This is a genomic window from Actinoplanes italicus (assembly GCF_003001815.1).
GTDB classification, from domain to species: domain Bacteria; phylum Actinomycetota; class Actinomycetes; order Mycobacteriales; family Micromonosporaceae; genus Actinoplanes; species Actinoplanes italicus.
In genome coordinates, this window is the sequence record NZ_PVMZ01000022.1 from 24,886 (window position 1) to 44,513 (window position 19,628).

The 19,628-nt window shown below is 70.4% G+C and carries 25 protein-coding genes; 6 read left to right on the plus strand and 19 right to left on the minus strand.

Translation table 11 applies throughout. The features are described from left to right. Nucleotides 1-199: 199 nt before the first annotated feature. The 7 genes from CLV67_RS39385 to CLV67_RS39415 form a co-directional block, all read right to left on the minus strand. Nucleotides 200-1,360, minus strand: coding sequence for an ABC transporter permease (locus CLV67_RS39385; RefSeq protein WP_106327971.1), 1,161 nt, complete (start codon nt 1,358-1,360; stop codon nt 200-202). Then, complete coding sequence (locus CLV67_RS39390; protein ID WP_106327973.1) at nt 1,357-2,022, minus strand: ABC transporter ATP-binding protein; 666 nt, start codon at nt 2,020-2,022, stop codon at nt 1,357-1,359. The genes CLV67_RS39385 and CLV67_RS39390 overlap by 4 nt, the downstream gene beginning before the upstream one ends. After that, nucleotides 2,019-3,122 (minus strand): efflux RND transporter periplasmic adaptor subunit, encoded by a 1,104-nt coding sequence (locus tag CLV67_RS39395; RefSeq protein ID WP_203736927.1) that lies wholly within the window; start codon nt 3,120-3,122, stop codon nt 2,019-2,021. The genes CLV67_RS39390 and CLV67_RS39395 overlap by 4 nt, the downstream gene beginning before the upstream one ends. Before the next feature lie 25 nt (nt 3,123-3,147). Beyond that, nucleotides 3,148-4,899: a sensor histidine kinase gene (locus tag CLV67_RS39400; protein WP_106327975.1), complete on the minus strand. Its 1,752-nt coding sequence runs from the start codon at nt 4,897-4,899 to the stop codon at nt 3,148-3,150. Then, complete coding sequence (locus CLV67_RS39405) at nt 4,896-5,582, minus strand: response regulator transcription factor (protein ID WP_106327977.1); 687 nt, start codon at nt 5,580-5,582, stop codon at nt 4,896-4,898. The genes CLV67_RS39400 and CLV67_RS39405 overlap by 4 nt, the downstream gene beginning before the upstream one ends. 85 nt (nt 5,583-5,667) lie before the next feature. Next, the gene (locus CLV67_RS39410; RefSeq protein WP_106327979.1) at nt 5,668-6,231 is read right to left on the minus strand and encodes a hypothetical protein; all 564 of its coding nucleotides are present in this window, start codon (nt 6,229-6,231) and stop codon (nt 5,668-5,670) included. A gap of 34 nt (nt 6,232-6,265) precedes the next feature. Next, complete coding sequence (locus CLV67_RS39415) at nt 6,266-6,865, minus strand: TetR/AcrR family transcriptional regulator (RefSeq protein ID WP_239166104.1); 600 nt, start codon at nt 6,863-6,865, stop codon at nt 6,266-6,268. Nucleotides 6,866-6,954: 89 nt separating this feature from the next. On the opposite strand from CLV67_RS39415, the gene CLV67_RS39420 reads away from it, so the two are divergent. After that, on the plus strand, nt 6,955-7,704 hold the full coding sequence (locus CLV67_RS39420) for an SDR family NAD(P)-dependent oxidoreductase (RefSeq protein WP_106327981.1): 750 nt from the start codon (nt 6,955-6,957) through the stop codon (nt 7,702-7,704). Between the two features lie 53 nt (nt 7,705-7,757). On the opposite strand, the gene CLV67_RS39425 is transcribed toward CLV67_RS39420, so the two are convergent. The 4 genes from CLV67_RS39425 to CLV67_RS39435 form a co-directional block, all read right to left on the minus strand. After that, on the minus strand, nt 7,758-8,372 hold the full coding sequence (locus CLV67_RS39425) for a nitroreductase family protein (RefSeq protein ID WP_106327983.1): 615 nt from the start codon (nt 8,370-8,372) through the stop codon (nt 7,758-7,760). Nucleotides 8,373-8,388: 16 nt separating this feature from the next. After that, nucleotides 8,389-9,177: an SDR family NAD(P)-dependent oxidoreductase gene (locus CLV67_RS39430; RefSeq protein ID WP_106327984.1), complete on the minus strand. Its 789-nt coding sequence runs from the start codon at nt 9,175-9,177 to the stop codon at nt 8,389-8,391. Next, nucleotides 9,174-9,302 carry a hypothetical protein gene (locus tag CLV67_RS54445; protein WP_275414880.1) on the minus strand — a complete coding sequence of 43 codons (129 nt, stop codon included), beginning with the start codon at nt 9,300-9,302 and terminating at the stop codon, nt 9,174-9,176. The genes CLV67_RS39430 and CLV67_RS54445 overlap by 4 nt, the downstream gene beginning before the upstream one ends. A gap of 200 nt (nt 9,303-9,502) precedes the next feature. Then, a complete protein-coding gene (locus CLV67_RS39435; RefSeq protein WP_106327986.1) occupies nt 9,503-10,405 on the minus strand; it encodes a LysR family transcriptional regulator in 903 nt (300 codons plus the stop codon). Between the two features lie 169 nt (nt 10,406-10,574). On the opposite strand from CLV67_RS39435, the gene CLV67_RS39440 reads away from it, so the two are divergent. After that, nucleotides 10,575-11,432: a hypothetical protein gene (locus tag CLV67_RS39440; protein ID WP_146169473.1), complete on the plus strand. Its 858-nt coding sequence runs from the start codon at nt 10,575-10,577 to the stop codon at nt 11,430-11,432. 100 nt (nt 11,433-11,532) lie between these two features. Here the strand turns inward: CLV67_RS39440 and CLV67_RS39445 are convergent, their stop codons facing one another. Continuing rightward, complete coding sequence (locus CLV67_RS39445) at nt 11,533-12,105, minus strand: CGNR zinc finger domain-containing protein (RefSeq protein WP_106327991.1); 573 nt, start codon at nt 12,103-12,105, stop codon at nt 11,533-11,535. A gap of 98 nt (nt 12,106-12,203) precedes the next feature. Between CLV67_RS39445 and CLV67_RS39450 the strand changes: the two genes are divergently transcribed. Both CLV67_RS39450 and CLV67_RS39455 read left to right on the plus strand, forming a co-directional pair. Beyond that, nucleotides 12,204-12,662, plus strand: coding sequence for a mycothiol transferase (locus CLV67_RS39450; protein WP_239166105.1), 459 nt, complete (start codon nt 12,204-12,206; stop codon nt 12,660-12,662). Next, entirely contained in the window at nt 12,659-13,801 is a 1,143-nt protein-coding gene (locus CLV67_RS39455) for a MalY/PatB family protein (protein ID WP_106327994.1), read from the plus strand. Before CLV67_RS39450 ends, CLV67_RS39455 begins: the two co-directional genes overlap by 4 nt. A gap of 41 nt (nt 13,802-13,842) precedes the next feature. Here CLV67_RS39455 and CLV67_RS39460 read toward each other — a convergent pair whose 3' ends face one another. Then, nucleotides 13,843-14,700 (minus strand): helix-turn-helix transcriptional regulator, encoded by an 858-nt coding sequence (locus CLV67_RS39460; protein ID WP_106327996.1) that lies wholly within the window; start codon nt 14,698-14,700, stop codon nt 13,843-13,845. Nucleotides 14,701-14,802: 102 nt separating this feature from the next. Between CLV67_RS39460 and CLV67_RS39465 the strand changes: the two genes are divergently transcribed. Further along, nucleotides 14,803-15,789: an aldo/keto reductase gene (locus tag CLV67_RS39465; protein ID WP_106327998.1), complete on the plus strand. Its 987-nt coding sequence runs from the start codon at nt 14,803-14,805 to the stop codon at nt 15,787-15,789. 289 nt (nt 15,790-16,078) lie between these two features. Beyond that, on the plus strand, nt 16,079-16,456 hold the full coding sequence (locus CLV67_RS39470; RefSeq protein WP_146169474.1) for a hypothetical protein: 378 nt from the start codon (nt 16,079-16,081) through the stop codon (nt 16,454-16,456). Here CLV67_RS39470 and CLV67_RS52280 read toward each other — a convergent pair. The 6 genes from CLV67_RS52280 to CLV67_RS39495 form a co-directional block, all read right to left on the minus strand. Then, a complete protein-coding gene (locus CLV67_RS52280) occupies nt 16,443-16,610 on the minus strand; it encodes a hypothetical protein (RefSeq protein WP_170154177.1) in 168 nt (55 codons plus the stop codon). The two genes, CLV67_RS39470 and CLV67_RS52280, sit on opposite strands and share 14 nt — an antisense overlap. A 510-nt stretch (nt 16,611-17,120) precedes the next feature. Next, a complete protein-coding gene (locus CLV67_RS39475; protein WP_146169475.1) occupies nt 17,121-17,327 on the minus strand; it encodes a hypothetical protein in 207 nt (68 codons plus the stop codon). 299 nt (nt 17,328-17,626) lie between these two features. Further along, the gene (locus CLV67_RS39480) at nt 17,627-18,115 is read right to left on the minus strand and encodes a GNAT family N-acetyltransferase (protein ID WP_106328004.1); all 489 of its coding nucleotides are present in this window, start codon (nt 18,113-18,115) and stop codon (nt 17,627-17,629) included. Further along, the gene (locus CLV67_RS39485) at nt 18,112-18,729 is read right to left on the minus strand and encodes a GTP-binding protein (protein WP_106328006.1); all 618 of its coding nucleotides are present in this window, start codon (nt 18,727-18,729) and stop codon (nt 18,112-18,114) included. Before CLV67_RS39485 ends, CLV67_RS39480 begins: the two co-directional genes overlap by 4 nt. Then, nucleotides 18,707-19,177 (minus strand): DUF742 domain-containing protein, encoded by a 471-nt coding sequence (locus CLV67_RS39490; RefSeq protein WP_239166106.1) that lies wholly within the window; start codon nt 19,175-19,177, stop codon nt 18,707-18,709. The genes CLV67_RS39485 and CLV67_RS39490 overlap by 23 nt, the downstream gene beginning before the upstream one ends. Then, a complete protein-coding gene (locus CLV67_RS39495) occupies nt 19,174-19,623 on the minus strand; it encodes a roadblock/LC7 domain-containing protein (protein WP_106328008.1) in 450 nt (149 codons plus the stop codon). The genes CLV67_RS39490 and CLV67_RS39495 overlap by 4 nt, the downstream gene beginning before the upstream one ends. Nucleotides 19,624-19,628: the final 5 nt, after the last annotated feature.

Consider the following 19,628-nt stretch of genomic DNA (forward strand, 5'->3'; position numbering starts at 1 on the left):
CTTCCGGAAACGCCAGGTGACCTTCGGGATCGGCGTGCGGGACTCGCTCAGATCGCTCCTCCGGAGGGCGGACGGCCGGGCCGAGGCGGTGGCCGGGTGGGCTGCCGCCGGGCGGGTCTGCCAGCCTACGCGCCCGCAAACGTCCCGTTTCCCCGCGGGTTCGCGGGCATCCGCCCGGCTGCCGGGGAGGCGGGCGGGGCTAGGCGAGCGCCTCGGTGGGCGTCAGCCGGGCGGCGTGGACGGACGGATAGACACCGGCCACGATGCCGACCACCACCGAACCGGCAAGACCCGCCAGCAACGCCGGCAACGGGACCACCAGCGGCCAGCCCTGATGGGCGGCATAACCGGCCGTCAGCAGCAGTCCCAGAGCGACACCGGTCGCGCCGCCGAGTGTGGACAGGACGATCGCCTCGGTGAGGAACTGGGCCCGGATCTGGCCGCGGCTGCTGCCCAGCGCCCGGCGCAGACCGATCTCGGAGCGGCGTTCGAGCACGGAGATGACCATCGTGTTGGCCACGCCGACGCCACCGACCAGCAGGGCCACGGCCGCGAGACCCAGCATGAGGACGGAGAAGGTCGACTCGGTGGCACGTTTCGCGGCCAGGGCGTCGGAGGGCCGGGTGACGGTGACCGTGTCGGGACGTTGCGGATGCACGGTCTCCGGCAGCACGTCCCGGACCGCCTCGACCGCGTCCTCCCGGGCCCGCACGAAGATGATCGTCGGGCCGCCCTCGTAACCGAGCGCCGTTCGCGCGGTCTCCCAGCCGACCAGCACGGACCGGTCGATGTCCGGCGACAGCGGAACCTCCTCGAGGATGCCGGTCACGGTGAACCAGCGGTCCCCGATGATCACCTGCCGGCCGGGGGCGTCGAACCCCAGTCGTACGGCCGCCACCGAGCCGAGCACCACAGCCGGGTAACGCTGCTCGGCCGCGGTGAGCCAATGCCCGGAGCGCACCCGGGCGTGCAGCACGCCGAGCAGATCGGATCGGGCCGCGCGTACGGTCAGCCCGGAGCCGTCGGCCGGGTCGAGCCGGTCCGATCGCCGCACCAGAGCCGGGGTGCCCGCGACGGCGCTGACCCCGGTGACGGGGCCGATGCGCTGGACCATCGCGACCGCGTCGTCGGGGAAGGTGACCGGCGGGTCCTGCTGGGTGGGCACGACGTGCAGCATGTCGGCGCCGAGAGCGGCCAGTTCACGCTGCAGCGCGGCGCCACTGGAGGCGGGGATGCCGGTCACCACGACCATGGTGGCGATGCCGATCGCGATGCCCAGCGCGGACAGCACGGCCCGCATGCGGCGGGTACGCACTCCGAGCAGGCCGAGTTCGAGCAGGTCGAGCGGTGTGAGTCTCATCGGTCGGCCACCAGGCGTCCGTCGCGGATCTCGACACGGCGCGGCAGTGCGGCGGCGATGTCGCGATCGTGGGTGATGACCGCGATCGAGGCGCCCTCGGCGTTCAACCTGCGCAGAAGGTCGAGCACGGCCTGACCGTTGCGGGTGTCGAGAGCGCCGGTGGGTTCGTCGGCCAGGACGAGGCCGGGGCTGTTGACCACGGCGCGGGCGATGGCCACGCGTTGCCGTTCGCCGCCGGACAGCTGGTGCGGGAGGTGGCCGGCGCGGTGGGCCAGGCCGACGCGGTCCAGCGCCTCGCGTGCCATCGGGCGCCGCTGTCGTCGCGGCACACCGGCGTAGAGCAGGCCGGTGGCGACGTTCTCCGTGGCGGTCAGCCCGCTGCTGAGGTGGAACTGCTGGAACACGAAGCCGAGCCGCCGGCCTCGCATCTCCGACAGTCGCCGGTCGGAGAGCCCGGCGACGTCGTCGCCGCCGACCAGCACGGTGCCCGATGTCGGGCGGTCCAGGGTGCCCATGACGTTGAGCAGCGTGGACTTGCCCGAGCCGGACGGGCCGACGATGGCGAGCAGGTCGCCCTTCTCCACGGTGAGCGAGACGTGGTCGAGGGCGGTGACGCCGCCGGGATAGACCATGCTGACGTCGTGTACGGCCAGCACGCTCATGAGGTCGTCACCACCCGGGTGCCCTCGGTGACGCCGTCGCCGCTGACCTCGACCAGGCCGCCGGCGAACAGGCCGGTCTCGACGGTGACCAGTCCCCCGCCGGCCAGCTGTACGGCGTAGCCGCCCTCGGCCAGGGCGACCAGTGCACCGACGGGCGCGGCCAGCACGTCGTTGCGGGCCTCGCCGGGGAACGTCACCTCGACCGGGGCAGCGTCCAGCTTCGCGACGGCGGCCGGGGTATCCGGTGTGATGGTCACGGTGAGTTTCGGTGCACCGTTGGGATCGTCGGTCACGGCGGTCGCGACGGCACTGACCTTCGCGGACACGGTCTTGTCGTCCGGCAGCCGGACCTCGACGGCGACGCCCTTCTTCATACCCGTGGCGGCGGTGGGTTCCACGTCGACGGTGACGACCTTGCTCGTGGAGGTGACGGTCAGGATCGGCACCTCGGCGGTGTCACCGACCTGCGCGGTCGTGCTCTCCACGCGCACCGGTCCCCGCAGCACCGCGACGTCCCCGATTCCCAGAGAGCTCGACGCGGGCAGCCCGGTGTCCTCGCGCCACCGCTTGATCGCCTGGATCAGGACCGGCGTGAGTACGTCCTCGCCCTTGCGTACCGTGACCGAGGTCGGCGGAGTCGTCTTCTGCTGTACGCGTTCCCCGGCCTGGTAACGCCTGCCCACGTCGTAGCCCAGGGCCTTGAGGTTCTCGGCCACCACCCGCACGTCCCGGCCGACGGTGTCGGGCTTGTCCAGCGTACGGAAAAGTGGGGTGTTGCCGTAAAAGATCGGCACCTGCTCGTCATCGACCCGGTAGATCGTCTGGCCGCGCTTGAGCGTCGCGCCCGGGGACGGCAGCCAGGTGATGATGCCGGGGCGGCCGCCCTTCACCGGCAGCGCCGTTCCGTGCCCCAGCCGGCCGGACATCGACACGCTCGTGGACATGTCCTGCCGTACGATCTCCGCCGTCGCCAGGGACGGCGCAGGCCGCGCCGGATCGCCCACCTCGCGCCGGTCCCAGGCCCACCAGCCGGCGACGGAGGTCGCACCCACGATCAGGACCACCGCGAGAATCAGCGGCAGCCGTCGGCTCCTTCTCATGACGGGAGATCATGAGGCTCCGATTTCAGGATCCTGTTAGCGTCGCGGTGAAGGTGGCGCCCGCGCCGGGAGTGCTCTGCACGGTGAGTCCGCCGCCGTGCGCCTCAGCGATCTTGCGGGCGATCGGCAGACCCAGGCCACTGCCCCCGGTGGAGCGGGTGCGTGACTCGTCGGCACGCCAGAACCGGTCGAACACCCGCGGCAGATCCGCCTCCGCGATCCCGGCGCCGGTGTCGGCGACCGTGATCGTCAACCGGCCCGCGTCGGTGGAGGCCCGCACGGTGACCGTGCCGCCCCTTTCGCTGTGCCGGATAGCGTTGGACAGCAGGTTGCCGACGAGCTGGCGCAGCCGCACCGGGTCGGCGACCACGAGCGGATCGCCGTCGAAGGACATGGCCAGTGTCACCCCGGCGGCCGCGGCGCCCGGGCGGTGCGCGTCGAGGACCTGCTCGATAGCGTCGTCGAGGTGCATCGGCTCGGGGTGCATGCGCAGACTGCCGGCGTCCGCGGCGGCCAGGTCGCGCAGGTCGTCGACGATGTGCTGCAGGTGCACGGTCTCGTCGTGCAGCAGCGTCAGCAGCGGGCCGTCGATGGTGGCCAGGCCGTCCTGTGCCGCCTCCAGCCAGTTGCGGATGTTGGTCAGCGGGTTGCGCAGCTCGTGCGCGACGTCGTTGACCATGGCCTTGCGCTGCTGTTCGGACCGTTCCCGGCGCTCGGTCGACTCGTTGAGCGCGACGGCCAGCAGGCCGATCTCGTCCTTGCCGGTGACCGGCACGCGCTGATGCTCGGTGGGTCTGCGGGCCGCCTCGGTCAGCGCCCGCAGCGGCCTGACCAGCCGGCTGCCGACCACGACGGTGACCAGCACGGCGAGGATCAGCACGATGCCGGTGGCCGTGCCGAGACGGACGAGGTTCGGGCGCGAGAACGGGGACACCGGCTGGGCGGCCGGGTCCCCCGGGTCGGTGACGAAGAGCAGCGCGGGCGGGGCGACGTACGGCTCGAGCTGGGTGTACCGGGCGCCCTGCAGACATTGGGCGGCGCGGTCGGTCCGGTCCGGGATCGGCACGCCCTTCGCCCGGTCGACGACGGTGACGACGAGATCCGGCGTCAGCGTCACGGCCGGCTCGTGCGCGCACTCGGCGACGAGTTTGCGCAGGGTCTCGAACGGACGTTGTTCGGACCGGGTCAGGTCGGGGACGAGCGTGCACAGGTACGGTTCCTTGCCCATCCGGGTGAGGGCGAGCTTCGGCCGTCCGTGCGGGCCGGTCGTGATGACACCCTCGCTGCCGAAGGTGCGGACGCACTCCAGCGCCTCGTCGAGTTGCCGGCGCATCCGCTGCTGTTCCTTCGCCGTCAGCCGATACGGGCCGACGACCCGGGGATCGATGTGGTCCGTACGCCCGGTGAGTGTCAGATCCACCCACAGCGGGTCCACGAGCGCCGAGGGCCGTGCCAGCTCCAGCGACGGTCCGGGCGCCGAGTCGACGATCACCCGCCGTTTCTCGGTCATCAGGGTGATCCGGCGGCCCAGGGCGCGGGCCCGGTCGGCGACCAGGGGCTGCACGCCCGACCAGTCGGTGTGGGTGGCGGCGTAGGTGAGCAGTTCGTCGTACACGCTCTTGTCGTCGCTGAGCGACTGCCCGATCTCCTGCCGGATCGCCTGCGACGTGGACTGGGCGGCGAGCCAGGACGTCGCCACGATCGCGGCGATCGCGATCGTCACCGACGCCACCAGCAGGCGGAAGATCAGACTTCGATGCGGCGGTACGCGGGTCACGCCGGGCCCGAGGTCAGCTTGTAGCCGATCCCGTACACCGTGACGAGCCGGGCCGGCCGCTTCGGATTCGGTTCGATCTTGCGGCGCAGGTTGAGCACGTGCACGTCGATGCTGCGCTCGACCGAGTCGCGTTCCACACCGTTGGTGTACTCGAGCAGCTGCGCCCGCGTGAACACCCGTTCGGGCTGTCCGGCCAGTGCTTCCAGGATCGCGAACTCACCGGGTGTGCACTGCACGAGCCGGCCGTCGGCGTGCACCTGATGGCGGGCGGCGTCGACGACGATCGAACCCACGGTCAAAACCGTCTCGTCCGTACGGCCATGGCTGCGCCTCAACAACGCCCGGGCCCGCGCCGTCAGCTCCCGGGGGCTGTAGGGCTTGGTCAGGTAGTCGTCGGCGCCGCCGTCCAAGCCGGCGAGCAGGTCGTCCTCGCCGGCCCGGGCGGTCAGCATCAGAATCGGGACCTCCGACTCCGCACGCAGGATCCGGGCCACGGTCAGCCCGTCCAGCCCCGGCATCATCAGGTCCAGCACGAGCAGGTCCGGCCGGCGCCGCCGCACGTGATCGAGCGCGGCCAGCCCGTCGTGCACCACCACGGTGTCGTAGCCCTCGGCGCTCAGATAGCGCCGCAACACCTCGGCCTGACCGCGATCGTCCTCCGCCACCAGCAGATATGCACCCACGGCGACGACGATAACCGCGTGATCGCCGACCGGCCGGAAACCTAATCAGTTCCTGACAACCGGCCCGCTGCCCGGTCCACGGGTGTCAGCTCGCGAACGCCTGGCGGCGGCACTCCTGCATCTTCTCCGAACCGAAGTCGCCGTTCGGGCCGATCTCGGTGAGGCCGAACTGGCCGGTGGCCGGGTCCGGGGCGTTCAGCTTGTAGCCGGCGGCCTGGGCGCACCGGTACCACTCGCGCTGGTTGTCCTTGAACTCCGTCGGGCTGGTACGCAGCTGGTGCTGCTCGAACGACTCCGGCTGCTTGGCCTCGCAGGCCTTCCACGCTGCGGCGTCGTCCTCGGACTCGATCAGACGCAGGTCCTTGGCCGTGCCGCCCTTCTGCATCAGACCCACGGCGTCGTCCGGCTTCTTCACCCCCTCCGCCTTCAGGCACTCGGCCCACGGTTTGGCCATCGCCTTGATCTGCTCTTCGGTGGCGTCGATCGGGTACACCGGCCGCTGGTCGCTGGCGGGGGCGCTGGAGGGCGCCGCCGAGCTCTGCAGCGTGGCCACTTGCGGCGTGTCCTTCTTCTCGTCGCCGCTGGAACAGCCGGCGAGCAGGACGGTGAGGCTGACGGCCACGAGGGCGAAACGGGTTCGGTATGACATGACGGCACTCTCGCAAAGCAATGTTCAGATCTTGCTAGACCGGCGGCCAGTTTCGGAGGGCGGCGTTGGCCACACGCTGCAGATCCTGGCGGGTCGCGCCGCCCGACGCCTGCACGGCCAGGCCGTTCGCGATGGTCATGAGATATCGGGCGAGCATCTCCGGGTCGGCGTCGGCGGGCAGGTCACCCTCACGGACGGCCCGCAGGAATCGATCGCGCAGATGCATCTGGCCCAGCGCACGCCATTCGACCAGGATGTCGTGGGCGACCTTCCCGGTCTCACCGGCGGCCAGCGCGCCCTGCACGCCGAGGCAGCCGGCGGGCCAGCCGGGTGTGGTGTTGGCCCGGATCGAGCCGGCGAGGAAGGTGACCGCCGTCTCGCGGGCGGTGGCAGCCTTCAAAGCGTCGACGACGTAGGACGCGGGACCGTCGGTGTAGCGCTGCAGCACCTTGCGGAAGAGGTCTTCCTTGTTGCCGTACGCCGCGTACAGGCTCTTGCGGGAGATGCCCATGGCCTCGGTCAGGTCGGTCAGGCTGGCACCCTCGTAGCCCTGCTGCCAGAACACGACCATGGCCTTGTCGAGCGCCGCGTCCGCGTCGAAGGCCCGCGGCCGGCCCAGTTGTGCCTTTTCCACTCCGGCAGCCTACCTCTTGTGCACTGATCGGTGCCGAAGTGCTACGGTCGCATTCGGCACCGATCGGTGCCGAAATAGGGGAGGCAGACATGCGCAGACTGGAAGGCAAGACCGCGGTCATCACCGGCGGCGGCACCCGAGGCATCGGCCGGGCCAGCGCCGCGCGGCTGGTGAACGAGGGCGCACACGTCTTCATCACCGGCCGGCGCGAGGCCGAGCTCAAGGACGCGGCCGAGGCCATCGGCCGGGACGTGACCGTGGTACCGGGCGACATCACGAACCCCGACGACCTGGACCGGCTCTACGCCGCGGTCGCCGCCCGCGGCCGCGGCCTGGACGTGCTGTTCGCCAACTCGGCCACCGCCTCGTTCGGCACCATCGAGACGATCACCACGCAGGACCTCGACCAGGTCTTCGACGTCAACGTCAAGGGCACCATGCTCACCGTCCAGAAGGCGCTGCCGGTGCTCAACGAGGGCGCCTCGGTCATCATCAACGCCTCGACCGCCGCCGACCGTGGCACCGCGGGATTCGGCGCCTACGCCGCCTCGAAGGCCGCGCTGCGGACCTTCACCCGGGTCTGGGCCAACGAGCTCAAGGGCCGCGGCGTCCGGGTCAACGCCATCTCACCGGGACCGACCGACACCTCCGGCATCACCGAGCTGGTCGGCGAGGACAACGCGGCGCCCTTCAAAGCCGGCGAGGCAGCCCGGATCGCCATCGGCCGGATGGCGGACCCCGACGAGATCGCCGCCGCGGTGGCCTTCCTGGCCTCCTCCGACAGCAGCTTCATGCTCGGCGCCAACGTGTACGTCGACGGCGGCGAGAACCAGATCTGACCCAGCGACAGTCCCCCGCCCGCGGCCGGTGTACCCGGCCGCGGGCGGGCGCTTCAGGCCACCTCGAGCATGTGCGTGTGATCGCGGCGTGGCTTCTGCCGCCAGTTCTCCCCGGTGGCGTGCCCGACGGCGACCAGCATGACCGGGAACTCGTCCGCGGCCAGCTCGAACTCCTCGCTGACGCCTTCGGGATCGAACCCGATCATCAGCCCGGTGGACAGACCCATCGCCTCGGCCGCGAACGTCAGCGTGCTCACCGCGAACGTCGCCGAGCGGATCGCCTCGTCACGCTGGCGCTGCGGCTGCTCGTGATAGAGCATCTTCGCCGCGCCCGCCCAGCCCGTCGCCACCGACTCGGGCATGATGTCGGCGTCGACGGCCGGCCGCAGCCGATCGGGCACCAGCTGGTGGTCGGCCGGCTGACCGACCACGACGAACGTCACCGCGGCCTCCGTGATCTTCGGCTGGTCCCAGCCGACCCTGCGCAGCCGCGCCTTCGCCTCGGGCGTCCGGGCGGCGATCAGCCGCCAGTTCTGCAGGTTGAACGAGGACGGAGCCTTCGTCGCCAGGCGTACCAATTCGTGGAGCGCCTCGTCGCTGATCCCCCGCGTGTAGTCGAAGTGGTTGATGGTCCGGCGTTCCTCGATCGCTTTGATGATCGGGTGCATGGCGTGTTTCCTTTCCTCAGACAATGGTGTCGACCACGCCACCGTCGACCCGCAGGGCCGCGCCCGTGGTCGCCGACGCCTGGCGGGAGCTGACATAGACGATCAGGTTCGCGACTTCGTCGACGGTCGCTGCACGCCGCAGGATGGACGAGGCGCGCTGCGCGGCGATGAAATCCGCGGCCACCTTCTCCAGGCTGTCGCCGGTCCGGTCGACGTCGGCTCGCAGCATCCCCGCCACGCCTTCGGACAGGGTCGGACCCGGCAGCACGGCGTTGACGGTGACACCTGTCCCCGCGAGCCGCTTCGCCAGGCCACGCGAGATCGCCAGCTGGGCGGTCTTCGTGAATCCGTAATGGATCATGTCCACCGGAATGTTGAGAGCAGATTCCGAGGAGACGAAAACGATCCTGCCCCACCCGCGTTCCACCATGGCCGGCGCATAGGCCCTCGCCAGGCGGACACCGGACATGACATTGGTACGGAAGAACCGTTCCCATTCGCTGTCGGGAATGTCGAAGAAATCCTGCGGGCCGTAGACCCCGATGTTGTTGACGATGACGTCGAAGTGGGGATGGTCGCCGACCAGCCGGGAGCAGGCCGATTCCGTGGCCAGGTCCCCGGCGAACCCGGAGACAGCCGCTGCCGGGCCGCCCAGCCTCGCCACGGCGGCAGCGACACTCTCCGCACCGCGGCCGTTGACGACCACACTCGCACCCGCGGCCAGGAAGCCCCGGGCGGCAGCGAAACCGATCCCGCTGGTAGACCCGGTGACGAGAACCCGCCGGCCGGTGAAGTCGACGATCACGACGCGGGCCCGAGAGCGGAGCGGGGAACCGGACCGAGACGTTCGGCAGCGGATTCCAGCGCGGCCACCAGCCCGTTCTCGATCAGCAGATCGCCGCGCTCCAGGACACCGGCAGCGGGATCCATGGTCAGGATCGTCGCGCCGCGAATCAGGGTGGAATAGTTTTCCGTCGCACCCGTAGTCATTGCGATACCAGCTCTCTCCAATGGCGCCTTTACCGAAAAAGGTCGCCCTATTCGCATGGATCAAGCGTGGCAGCGATATCGAATGGCGTCCAATACGGATTCGCTCTCACATTGAGAGCGCATCGTTCATAAAGCGGTTCTCAGGACTCCGCGGCCGGCGTGGGCAGTTCCCGCTCGGCGATCGCGAGGACCGCACGCAGGGCCGCCGACGGGTTGTCGGCGCGCCACGCCAGTGCGGCCTGCTGCCACACCGTTCGCCCGGCCATCGGCAGGTAGACCAGACCGCCCTGGCACACGTGCTCCACCGACTTCAACGTCAGCGTCACTCCGACCCCGGCCGAGACCAGTGCCAGGACGGTGTTGGAGTCCGGCGCCTCCTGCACCACCTTCGGCGTGAAGCCCGCTTCCTCACAGGTACGGATCATCGCGTCGAGCAGCGTCGACCCGGAGCTCGCCGGAAGGCTGACGAACGGGTCGTGGATGAGATCCGTCAGGTCGATCTCCTCCTTGCCGGCCAGCGGATGATCCGCCGGGAGCGCACAGACGAGCCGGTCGTTCTCGATGACCCTGGTCCGCACGCCCGCCCGGGTCACCGGCATCCGGACGAAGCCCAGGTCGAGGGAGCCGTCCGCAACGCCGTCCAGTGCCACGTTGGCGTACTGCTGCACCTTCATCACCAGCTCGATCCCCGGGTGCGCGGCGCGGACCGCCCGGGCCAGCCGGGGCAGCGCGGCATGGCTCGAGGCCCCGCCGAACCCGATGGTGACGCGCCCGTACTCCCCGGTTCCGGCCGACGTCACCGCCCGCTTCGCCAGATCCACGTCGTCGAGCACCTGACGGGCGGGACCCAGGAACGACTCCCCCGCGCTGGTCAGCCGTACGCTGCGGGTGCTGCGCTCGAACAGCTGGACGCCGAGCTCCTTCTCCAGCTGGCGGATCATCTGACTGAGCGGCGGCTGCGCCATCTGCAGCCGGCGGGCGGCCCGGCCGAAGTGCAACTCCTCAGCCACGGCCACGAACGCAGCCACGTACCGCAATTCCATGGTCGTCCTCACCGGTTTCGTGCCACTCGGTGTCAGCCTAGTTCGCCCGGTTCTCACGCATCGGCGGTGACCGGACACCGGTGGTGGCCTCGCCTACCTGCCGATCCGGATGTGCCGCTGGTAGCGTTCCCGCCCGACCGGGTCGGAACACGGAACAGGCTACGACATCGTGAACTACTGCAACTGCGGAAACCAGGCGGCGGCGAAGTGCACGCAGTGTTCGACTTTCGTCTGCGGCTCGCACAGGCAGAACAGCCACACCCGCGCCGACAGCATGCTCGCCAACTATCAGGCTCTCACGGCCCGCGTCGCGACCAAGCCGCGCGCCGATGCGAGGGTCCTCTGCGAGGCCTGCCATGGCGGGGCCGTTCGGCGAACCCTGGAAGACCTGGCCGGGCAACTCCGCGCCGAGGGCACGGCCCGGGGCACCGCCTGGATGCTGGCCCTCGACCTCTGGTCGGCCCGCGAGGGCACCGGAAACGAGACGTATGCCCAGATCGTGGGCAAGGCCGCCGGTTGGGGCGCCCACCTCGGCCGCGGGCCCTTCGCCGTTGCGCTGGACGCCTTCAAAGCGCCCGGGTCAGGGTCGGTGAGCAACCCCATGCCCGTGGTCTTCACCTACCGAACCCGGGAGCGGCGGACGTTGTTCGGGACGACGAAGAAGTCGGAACGCAAAGAGGAGACCCTGGGGCAGATCAACGGATGGCTCGTCCGCTACCAGGAGAGCAGCGACGAATATGCCAGGATCGGCGGGTTCTTCCTGAGGGCCGACGGACAGGTTTACGCCAATTCCGGGATAGGGGAGGAACCTCCCGGCACCGCCCGCCATGCCATTTACTACCAACACTCCTATGCGGAGCGCGCCGGCAGCCAGCGGAAAGACGTGGACGCCGCCCGTTCCTACGTCACCGGCTGGCTGGCCGAGGTGACCGCGGGCACGGCCGAGCCGCCGGAGCCCTTTCACTGCGAACGCTGCGAGCTCGCCGCTTCGGTGAAGGTGGCGCGTATCGTCGTCGGCCTGCGCTGACACACCAGCGAACGGCCTGACCGCAACGGTCCGGAAACCCGCGGTGCATCATGCAGCGATGACCGACCAGGAGCGGTGGGGCCACGCGGCACGGTGATACTCAGATGTCGGCTGACCCGGGGCGCCGGGCCGCGGCCTTGCGGGCCCGGTAGTCGGCGGCCTTGACCCGGTTGCCGCACTCGGCCATGCCGCACCAGGCGCGGGTGCCACCGCGCGAACGGTCGACGAACAGGCGGGTGCAGGCGGGGCGTTCGCATTCGCGTAGCCGCGGACCGCCGCCCGCGTAGATCTCCCCGAGCAGTCCGGCGGCCGACCGCGCCACCTCGGCGGCGACAGCCGTGGCGTCACCGACCCGGGTGGCGCCGGCCGGAGTGAGCTCGAGCGCCGCGCCCGGCCGGGCTGCTGCGGCGTTGACCAGGCGCAGGTCGGCGGGAGTCGGCGGGTCGCCCGCCATGACGGCACGGAACAGCCGGTAGATCGCCTCGCGCAACTCCAGCAGCGCCGCCAGATCAGTGGTGGAGAACCCGGGCTCGCTGGTCAGCGCCCCTGAGGCGACCGCCCACCGGGCCGCGTCGGCGGGTGATCCCAGGCACTCCTCGCTCGCGGTCCGGCGCCATTTCAGAGTGCCGAGCAGGTCAAGGGCGAGGTTGCCGCCGACGAATACGAAGGTCACGTCACCACCTTGACAGGTGACGCGGGGATCCCGCAAGGTCAGACGGCGTCACCGGCTCAGGTGGTGACAACATCGACGGGAGGTCGCTGGTGATATCCGTGAACGACTACCTCTACTTCGTCGGGCGGGCGCTCGACGGGATGTCCGGCATCGTCGCCGGGCTGGGCGACGACCTGGCCACCGTCCGGCCCCCGCTGCCCGGGGCGAACTCGCCGTATGCCCTGCTCACCCACTGTGTGGGAGTGGCCGACTACTGGTCCGGCACTCTGGTCGCCGGCCGAGCCGTGGCGCGCGACCGTGACGCCGAGTTCACCGCCACCGGACCGGTGGGCCCGCTGCTCGCCGAGGTCCGGGCCCTGCGTGAACGGCTGGACGCGGACGTTCGAGGCGCGGATCTCGACGGCCCGCTGCGGGCCGAGCCGCCCCGATCGTTTCAGGGCCCGGACCGTCCTCTGACCCGCGGCGGTGCGCTGCTGCACGTACTGGAGGAGCTTGCTCAGCACCACGGGCAGATGGAGATTCTGCGCGACGCTCTCCGCGCCAGGACGCGGGCGTGAACGCGCCCGGCGTCTTCGACGCGAGCGCGGACCTCGATGCGCTGCGGGCCGGGTACGGCGTCAAGTGGGGCTCGCTCGCGCCGGACGTGCTCGGCGCCTGGGTGGCCGACATGGACTTCCCGGTGGCGCCGGTGATCCGGCGACGGATCCACGAGATCGCCGATTTCGGATATCCGCACTGGCCGGCCGGCGATCCGGTGATCACCGCATTCGAGCAGCGCATGACCGCCCGGCACGGGTGGGCGCCCGCACCCGGCCGGGCCCGGGTGTTCAGCGACCTGATCCAGATCCTGCAGGTGATGATCGAGCACGCCACCGAGCCGGGCGACGCCATCGCCATCCACGTACCGACCTATCCGCCGTTCCTGGCGAGCATCGTCCGCGCCGGGCGCCGGGTCGTCCCGCTGCCGCTGCCCGGTGACGGACCGGCCGACCTGCGGGACTGCGCGATGCTGGTCCTGGTGAACCCGCACAACCCGAGCGGCCGGGTGTTCACCCGTACGGAACTGGCGGCTCTGGCCGACGACGCGGCGGACCACGACGTGGTGGTCCTGGCCGACGAGATCCACGCCGACCTCGTCTTCACGCCCCACCGGCACGTGCCGTTCGCGTCGCTCGGCCCCGCCGCAGCGACGCGTACCGTTACCGCGACCTCGGCTACCAAGGCCTTCAACATCGCCGGACTGCGCTGCGCGGTCGCGCACATCGGCCCGCGCCGCATCCGCGACGCCCTGTCTCGCATGCCGCTGGACTATTTCGGTCAGCCAGGAGTGCTGGGCCGAGCCGCCACCGTGGCCGCGTGGACCGAGGCCGACGACTGGCTCGACGGCCTGCTGGTCACCCTGGCCGGCAACCGCGACCAGGTCTCCGAGTGGGCCGCGGGCCTGCCGTGGGCCGCCCGGTACCGCCCGCCAGAGGCGACCTACCTGGCCTGGCTGGACTGCGGTGACCGGTTCGGCCCGGATCCGGCCGCCGCGCTGCTGGACCGGGCCGGGGTCAAGCTGAGCGCGGGCGCCGAGTTCGCTCAGCACACTGCCGTCGACACCGGCTCACGGGTACGGCTGAACTTCGCGACCAGCCCGGCGGTGCTCACCGAAATGCTGACCCGTCTCAGCGCCGCGATCGAGTCGGCGGCATGACCAACCGGCCCGGTCCTCGGTCCGCTTTGATACGGGAGGCGTCACTGGCCTTCAGCCGTAACCGACGCCGGGAACTCCTCGGTGCCGAGGACCCGCAGCAGCGACAGGCGCTCGCGGGCCTCGTCGTCGGCCGGCGTCAGCACCAGCAGCTGCTGGCCCAGGTCCGGGGTGAGCAGGGTTTCGCAGTCCATGACGAGCCGGCCGACCCGCGGATGCTCGAACGTCTTACGGTCGCTGCGGCGAACCGCGACCTCGTGCTCCGCCCACAGCCGGGCGAAGTCGGCGCTGGCGGCGCGGAGAGTCGCGATCAGGCCGGTGACCTCGGGATCGCCTGCCCGCCGGCCGGCCACGGCGCGCAGATCGGCCACGTGCTGCCGGCCCAGCCGTTCGCGTTCCGGAGCGGACGAGACGGGGTGCGTGTCCGGTTCGGCGAACCAGCGATAGACAAGGTAGCGACGATAGCCGGTGAAACCGGTGTGGTCACCGGCCAGCAGCATCGACGCGCGGTTCTGAGCCAGCACCACGCCCAGGTCGGAGATGACCATGGCCGGGGTGTCACCGAGCAGGTCCAGCATCCGCAGCAGACCCGCCCGGGCCAGCCGGGCGGTGTCGGCGCCCGGCTGCGGCTGGTGCCCGGCCAGGCGGAAGAGGTGGTCCCGTTCGTCGTCGGACAGCCGCAGCGCCCGGGCCAGCGCGACCAGCAGCTGCGTCGACGGTTGGCTGCTGCGGCCCTGCTCCAGGCGGACCACGTAGTCCACCGACATGCCGGCCAGCATCGCCACCTCCTCCCGGCGCAGACCGGTGGTGCGGCGGCGCCGTCCGTCGAACAGGCCGACCTCGGCCGGGCGGATCGCCTCCCGGCGGCGGCGCAGGAAGTCGGCCAGCTCGTCACGTTCCATGCGACCATGCTCCCTCGCCGGGCGGCCGGGAAGACAGGGAGCGGCGCTCCCACGATAAGCGCTCCGCTCCCGGGCCCGGCGGATCCGGCGCAGGCTGGGGACATGCAGAAACGAACTCTTGGTGAGCACGGTCCGGTCGTCTCCGCGCTGGGTCTGGGCGGGATGAGCATGTCCGGTTCGTACGGGCCGGCCGACCGCGGCGAGAGCATCGCCACCGTGCATGCCGCGCTGGACGCCGGTGTCACGCTGATCGACACCGCCGACTTCTACGGCATGGGCCACAACGAGCTGCTGCTCGGTGAAGCACTGCGCGGCCGGGACCGGGACAGCTACCAGCTCAGTGTCAAATTCGGTCAGCTGGTCGGGCCCGGCATGCGGTTCTCCGGCGCCGACGGGCGGCCCGAGGCGGTCAAGAACTTCCTGTCGTACACGCTGACCCGCCTCGGGGTCGACCACATCGACATCTACCGCCCGGCCCGGGTCGACCCGCAGGTGCCGATCGAGGACACCATCGGCGCGATCAAGGAGCTGATCGAAGCGGGGTACGTCCGGTACGCCGGGCTGTCCGAAGCCGGGGCGGCGACGATCCGCCGCGCCCATGCCGTGCACCCGATCGCCGACCTGCAGATCGAGTACTCGCTGCTGTCGCGGGGGATCGAGGCCGAAGTGCTGCCGACGCTGCGTGATCTGGGCATCGGCCTGACCGCGTACGGCGTGCTCAGCCGGGGCCTGCTCAGCGGGCACTGGGCGCCCGGCCGCGACGGCGACCACCGCAACCACAGCCCTCGCTTCTCGGGCGAGAACGCCGCGCACAACCTGACCCTGGTGGACGCCCTGCGCCGGGTGGCCGAGGCCAAGGGCTGCACGGTAGCCCAGCTGGCGATCGCCTGGGTCGCCGCGCAGGGCGAGCACATCGTCCCGCTGATCGGCGCCCGAACCCGGGAGCGGCTGGCCGAGGCACTCACGGCGATCAGCCTGGACCTGACCGGCAACGACCTGGCCGAGATCGAGAAGGCGGTGCCGGCCGGGTCAGCCCGTGGGGACCGATACCCGACGGCGTTCATGGCCGCCCTCGAGGTCGGCAACTGAACGACGGGCCGACCCGGATACGTCGGAGACCGGCAACAGCAGCTTCAGGTAACCCTCGTTACCTGAAGCTGTTCAGGCGGCGCGATCCCGTGTTCTCACCATCCTGCCGATGTGGCGCGCACAGCAAGCGTTCGGAGGCTGCAAGCCCCGGCGGGAGGAATCGTGACTGCAGCACGTCGCGCGAGGACATCCGATGAGCAATCATGGGACGTGTCCGCGGCGTCTCCCTCCGGCCCGCACCGGCCCAGATCATCGCCAGCTCATGCTTGGAGGTACCGAGTTGAACGGCTTGGACACCATCTGGAACCAAGCCTGCGATTACGGCGCTGACGGTGAAGTTCCGCAAGGCACGCCGCCCGGCATCGAGCACCTTGCGTCCTTGCTGCGCGTCTACAACTCTGCGATGGGCGGCGGCCTTGGCTTCGCTCTGGAGGTCAATGAGCCATTCCGGGTCAGAAATGCGATTATCGCTTTGCGCTATTTCGAGCTTGGCGAGGCTGCGGACTTCCTGCAGGACGTCCTGGACCGCAGCCTCAACGGCGAATCGCCCGACTCCTTGCCATCGGACGAGGACTTCCACCGCCTCGTGGACGATGGACCGAATCCCATCAGCAGAGCATTCAAGGCCAAGGCGGCGAAGGTTCCAGCCGATTTCAGCCGTCAGTAACCGGCGTCGGCTTCGTACCCTCGGCCCAGCCGCGCGGCTCGAAGGAGGCGTTGACACCGAGCCCGGCCAGCGCGCGGCAGAACACCGCGTATCCGGAGCCATCACGGTAGTCGTCGTACTTGCGGGCCCTACCGGCGATCGGGCGCACCTTCACGTGGCCGGGCCGCAGCTCGATCCGTTCGATCGCGTCCCACGGCGTGATCGTGGTGTCCTTGGGGCCCGCGATTCCCTCGAGGGAGAGCGGGGAACGGCCATGCCGACCTCGGCCGGCGCGAGCGCGGCGGTCAGCCCACCGACCGGGCCGTACGGGTCAAGCGCGTTGCGGTACTTCGCGGTGATCGACACGGTGCGGCCATCGGCGGTGGTGAGGCGGAAACCTTCGTAGTCCCGACTGGGACTCCGAGCCGGATGAGGTCCACTCGTCGACCACGTCAGTGACCTCGCCCGAGCGCACCACGCGCGGGTAGCCGTCCGGGTCGACCTCAGCCAGGCCACCGGAGTATCCGTACAGCCATCGGGTGAAGCGGCCCCGGCGGGAGACCACGAGAAACATCAGGCAGCAGCCGCCGGCCACGAACGGGGTGATGAACGGCAGGGGCAGCGCCGCCTCCGGGGCCCACGCGGCCAGGCCAGCCGAGTTCGGCCGCGGACGGGATTGCGCAGATCAGCCGCTTCGACGGTTGCCGTACTGGCGACGGTTCTGCACTGTGCTGGAACGGCCGTGGACGGGGCCCGCCGCACCGCTGATGTGGCTGGCGGCCGCCTTGCCCTTGGACCGGCGTGCCGCCCGGTTCTCGAAGGGCTGCGGCTGCTCTTCGGACTCCCCTTCGCTGGTAGCGGTGGAATCGGCGTCGCCGGTAGCGTCGGTCATCGGTGTCTCCTCGTGCTGTTCAGAAACCGCCCGGATCACTGCGGACCTTCAGGCGGCCGCCGCGATAACCAGACGGTATCGCAGACCATGGCCGCTATGACCAGACGGTAGCGCAGTCCACGCCGTGTCGGGCCGCCCTGGCGCGCAGGCGCCTGATCATGATCGTTCTTTACGTCGGACTGATACTCCAGGAGGGTGTCAGGTAACGGCCTGGTTCCTCGCCGGACCCGATAGCGGGTTCGACGAGGTGGGTCGACGCGGTGCACAGCTCTCGCCCTGCGACGCTGGCGGTGCATTCGTCAGCCGGCACCCGGCGGCGGAGCGACCGGTTTCGTGTAGAACACCCGGTGGAACCCGTGCTGGGTGTCACGATGCGTCTCCCGGAAACCGCGCCGCGGATAGTAGGCGAGGTTCTCGGTCATGGCCTCGTTGGTGCACAGCCGCACCTCGGTCAGCCGGTTCGCGCGGGCCTGCTCCTCCGCAAGCTCGAGCAGCCGCCCGCCGACCCCCGCGCCCCGGGCGTCGGGTGCGACGGCGAGGGTCTCGACCTCGACGTGGTCGGCGGCGACCAGCAGCTGCGCCATGCCGACGACCCGGCCGGCAGCGACGGCCACCCAGCAGCGCCCCTCCCCCACGAGCCGGGCGTAGTCGTTGTTCATCGGCATGGGCCGTTCGCCGATGCGGGGGATGTACGGCGTGAACGCCACGTCGACCAGTCGTTGCACGCCGGCGACGTCGGCATTCCGGGCCGGCCTCACGACGACAGCGCCGAAAGTCGGGTGGGTCATCCGGTTCCTTCCGTGCGGGCGGCCTTGTCGAGGGCCTGTTCGAGCACCATCATCAGCGCGTCGCGTACCGACGTCCGCTTCCGTGCGTCGAAGGTAGCGATCGGCACCCGCTCGTTGACGGCGAGGGCCCACCGCACCTCGGCGAGGTCGTGGGTGGCGTGCCCGTTGAACTCGTTGACGGCGACGGCGAACGGCAGCCCGGCCCGCTCGAAGTAGTCGACGGCCTGGAAGCAGTCGTCGAGCCGGGAGCTGTCCACGACCACGAGCGCGCCCAGGGCCCCGCGGACCATGCTGTCCCACATGAAGCCGAAGCGGTCCTGTCCGGGCGTGCCGAAAAGGTACAGCTTGAGGCTGTGATCGATGGTCACGCAGCCGAAGTCCATGGCGACCGTGGTGGTCGTCTTGAGGCTCTGGTCGCGGGGCCGGTCGACGCCGATGGAGACGGCGGTCATCTCGGCCTCGGTGGTCAGCGGGGCGATCTCGGAGATCGAGCCGACGGTGGTCGTCTTGCCGACGCCGAAACCGCCGGCGACGATGATCTTGACGGGCACCGGTGGGGTCTGCCGGGCGGGCCTGTTCACGCCCGGCGTGTCAGGAAATGGCGCGTAGTCCATGCATCACTCGCAGGATGGTGTCGGAGGACAGCGGGCTCAGCGTGTCCGCGATGTGCACGTCGAGGTATCCGGCGGCGCGCAGATCGGCGACGAGGATCTTGGTGACGCCCAGGTGCAGGCGCAGCCGTGCCGAGATCTCGGCGACCGAGATCGGCTCGACGCACAGTTCGACCATCGCCTGCATCTCCGGGCCGAGTGAGCCGAGAGGAGTCCGGCCGGCGCGTGGATCGTACGGCCGTAGGGTCACCTGGGTTTCGACGTCGATCTCGCGGTCGACCGCGTTGACCCGGCCGCCGGTCAGGACGAACGGCCGCGGTGCCGAGGAGTGGCCGGTCGGGGGCCGGCTCGGGGACCCGCCCGGTGCGACGCCGGGCGGGTTGGCCCGCAGGTACGGAGGGATCCGCCCGATCGCCTCGGGCCCCGGTGTGGCGCGCGGGTCGTCGTTCAACTCTGCGCTGCGCTTTTCAGTTCGGCGATCAACCCCGGCGTCAGCGACGCGCCGGCCCGGGTTCCGAACAGGGTCATCTCGTAGGCCACCGTGGCGAGGTTCGCCGAGCGGCTCGCGATGACGCCCAGCGCCGAGCCCCGGCTGATCGTGGTGATCACCAGATAGCCCTCGGCGATGTCGACGACGAGCCGGTTCAGCGCGCCGAGCCGGTACCACTCGGAGGCGCCCGCCGCGAGGCTCGCCATCCCGGACACCACCGCGGCCAGGCGGTCGGAGTCGGCGCGTTCCCGTTTCGACGACCGTGCCATGAGCAGGCCGTCCGAGGAGACCACGACGGCCTCCTGCACCCCGGACGTCCGCGTGGCGAACGATCCGAGGAGCCAGTTGAAGGTCTTCACCTCGGCGCTGTAATCCGTGGTGTTCTGGTGCGTACGGATGGTGTCCATGGCGA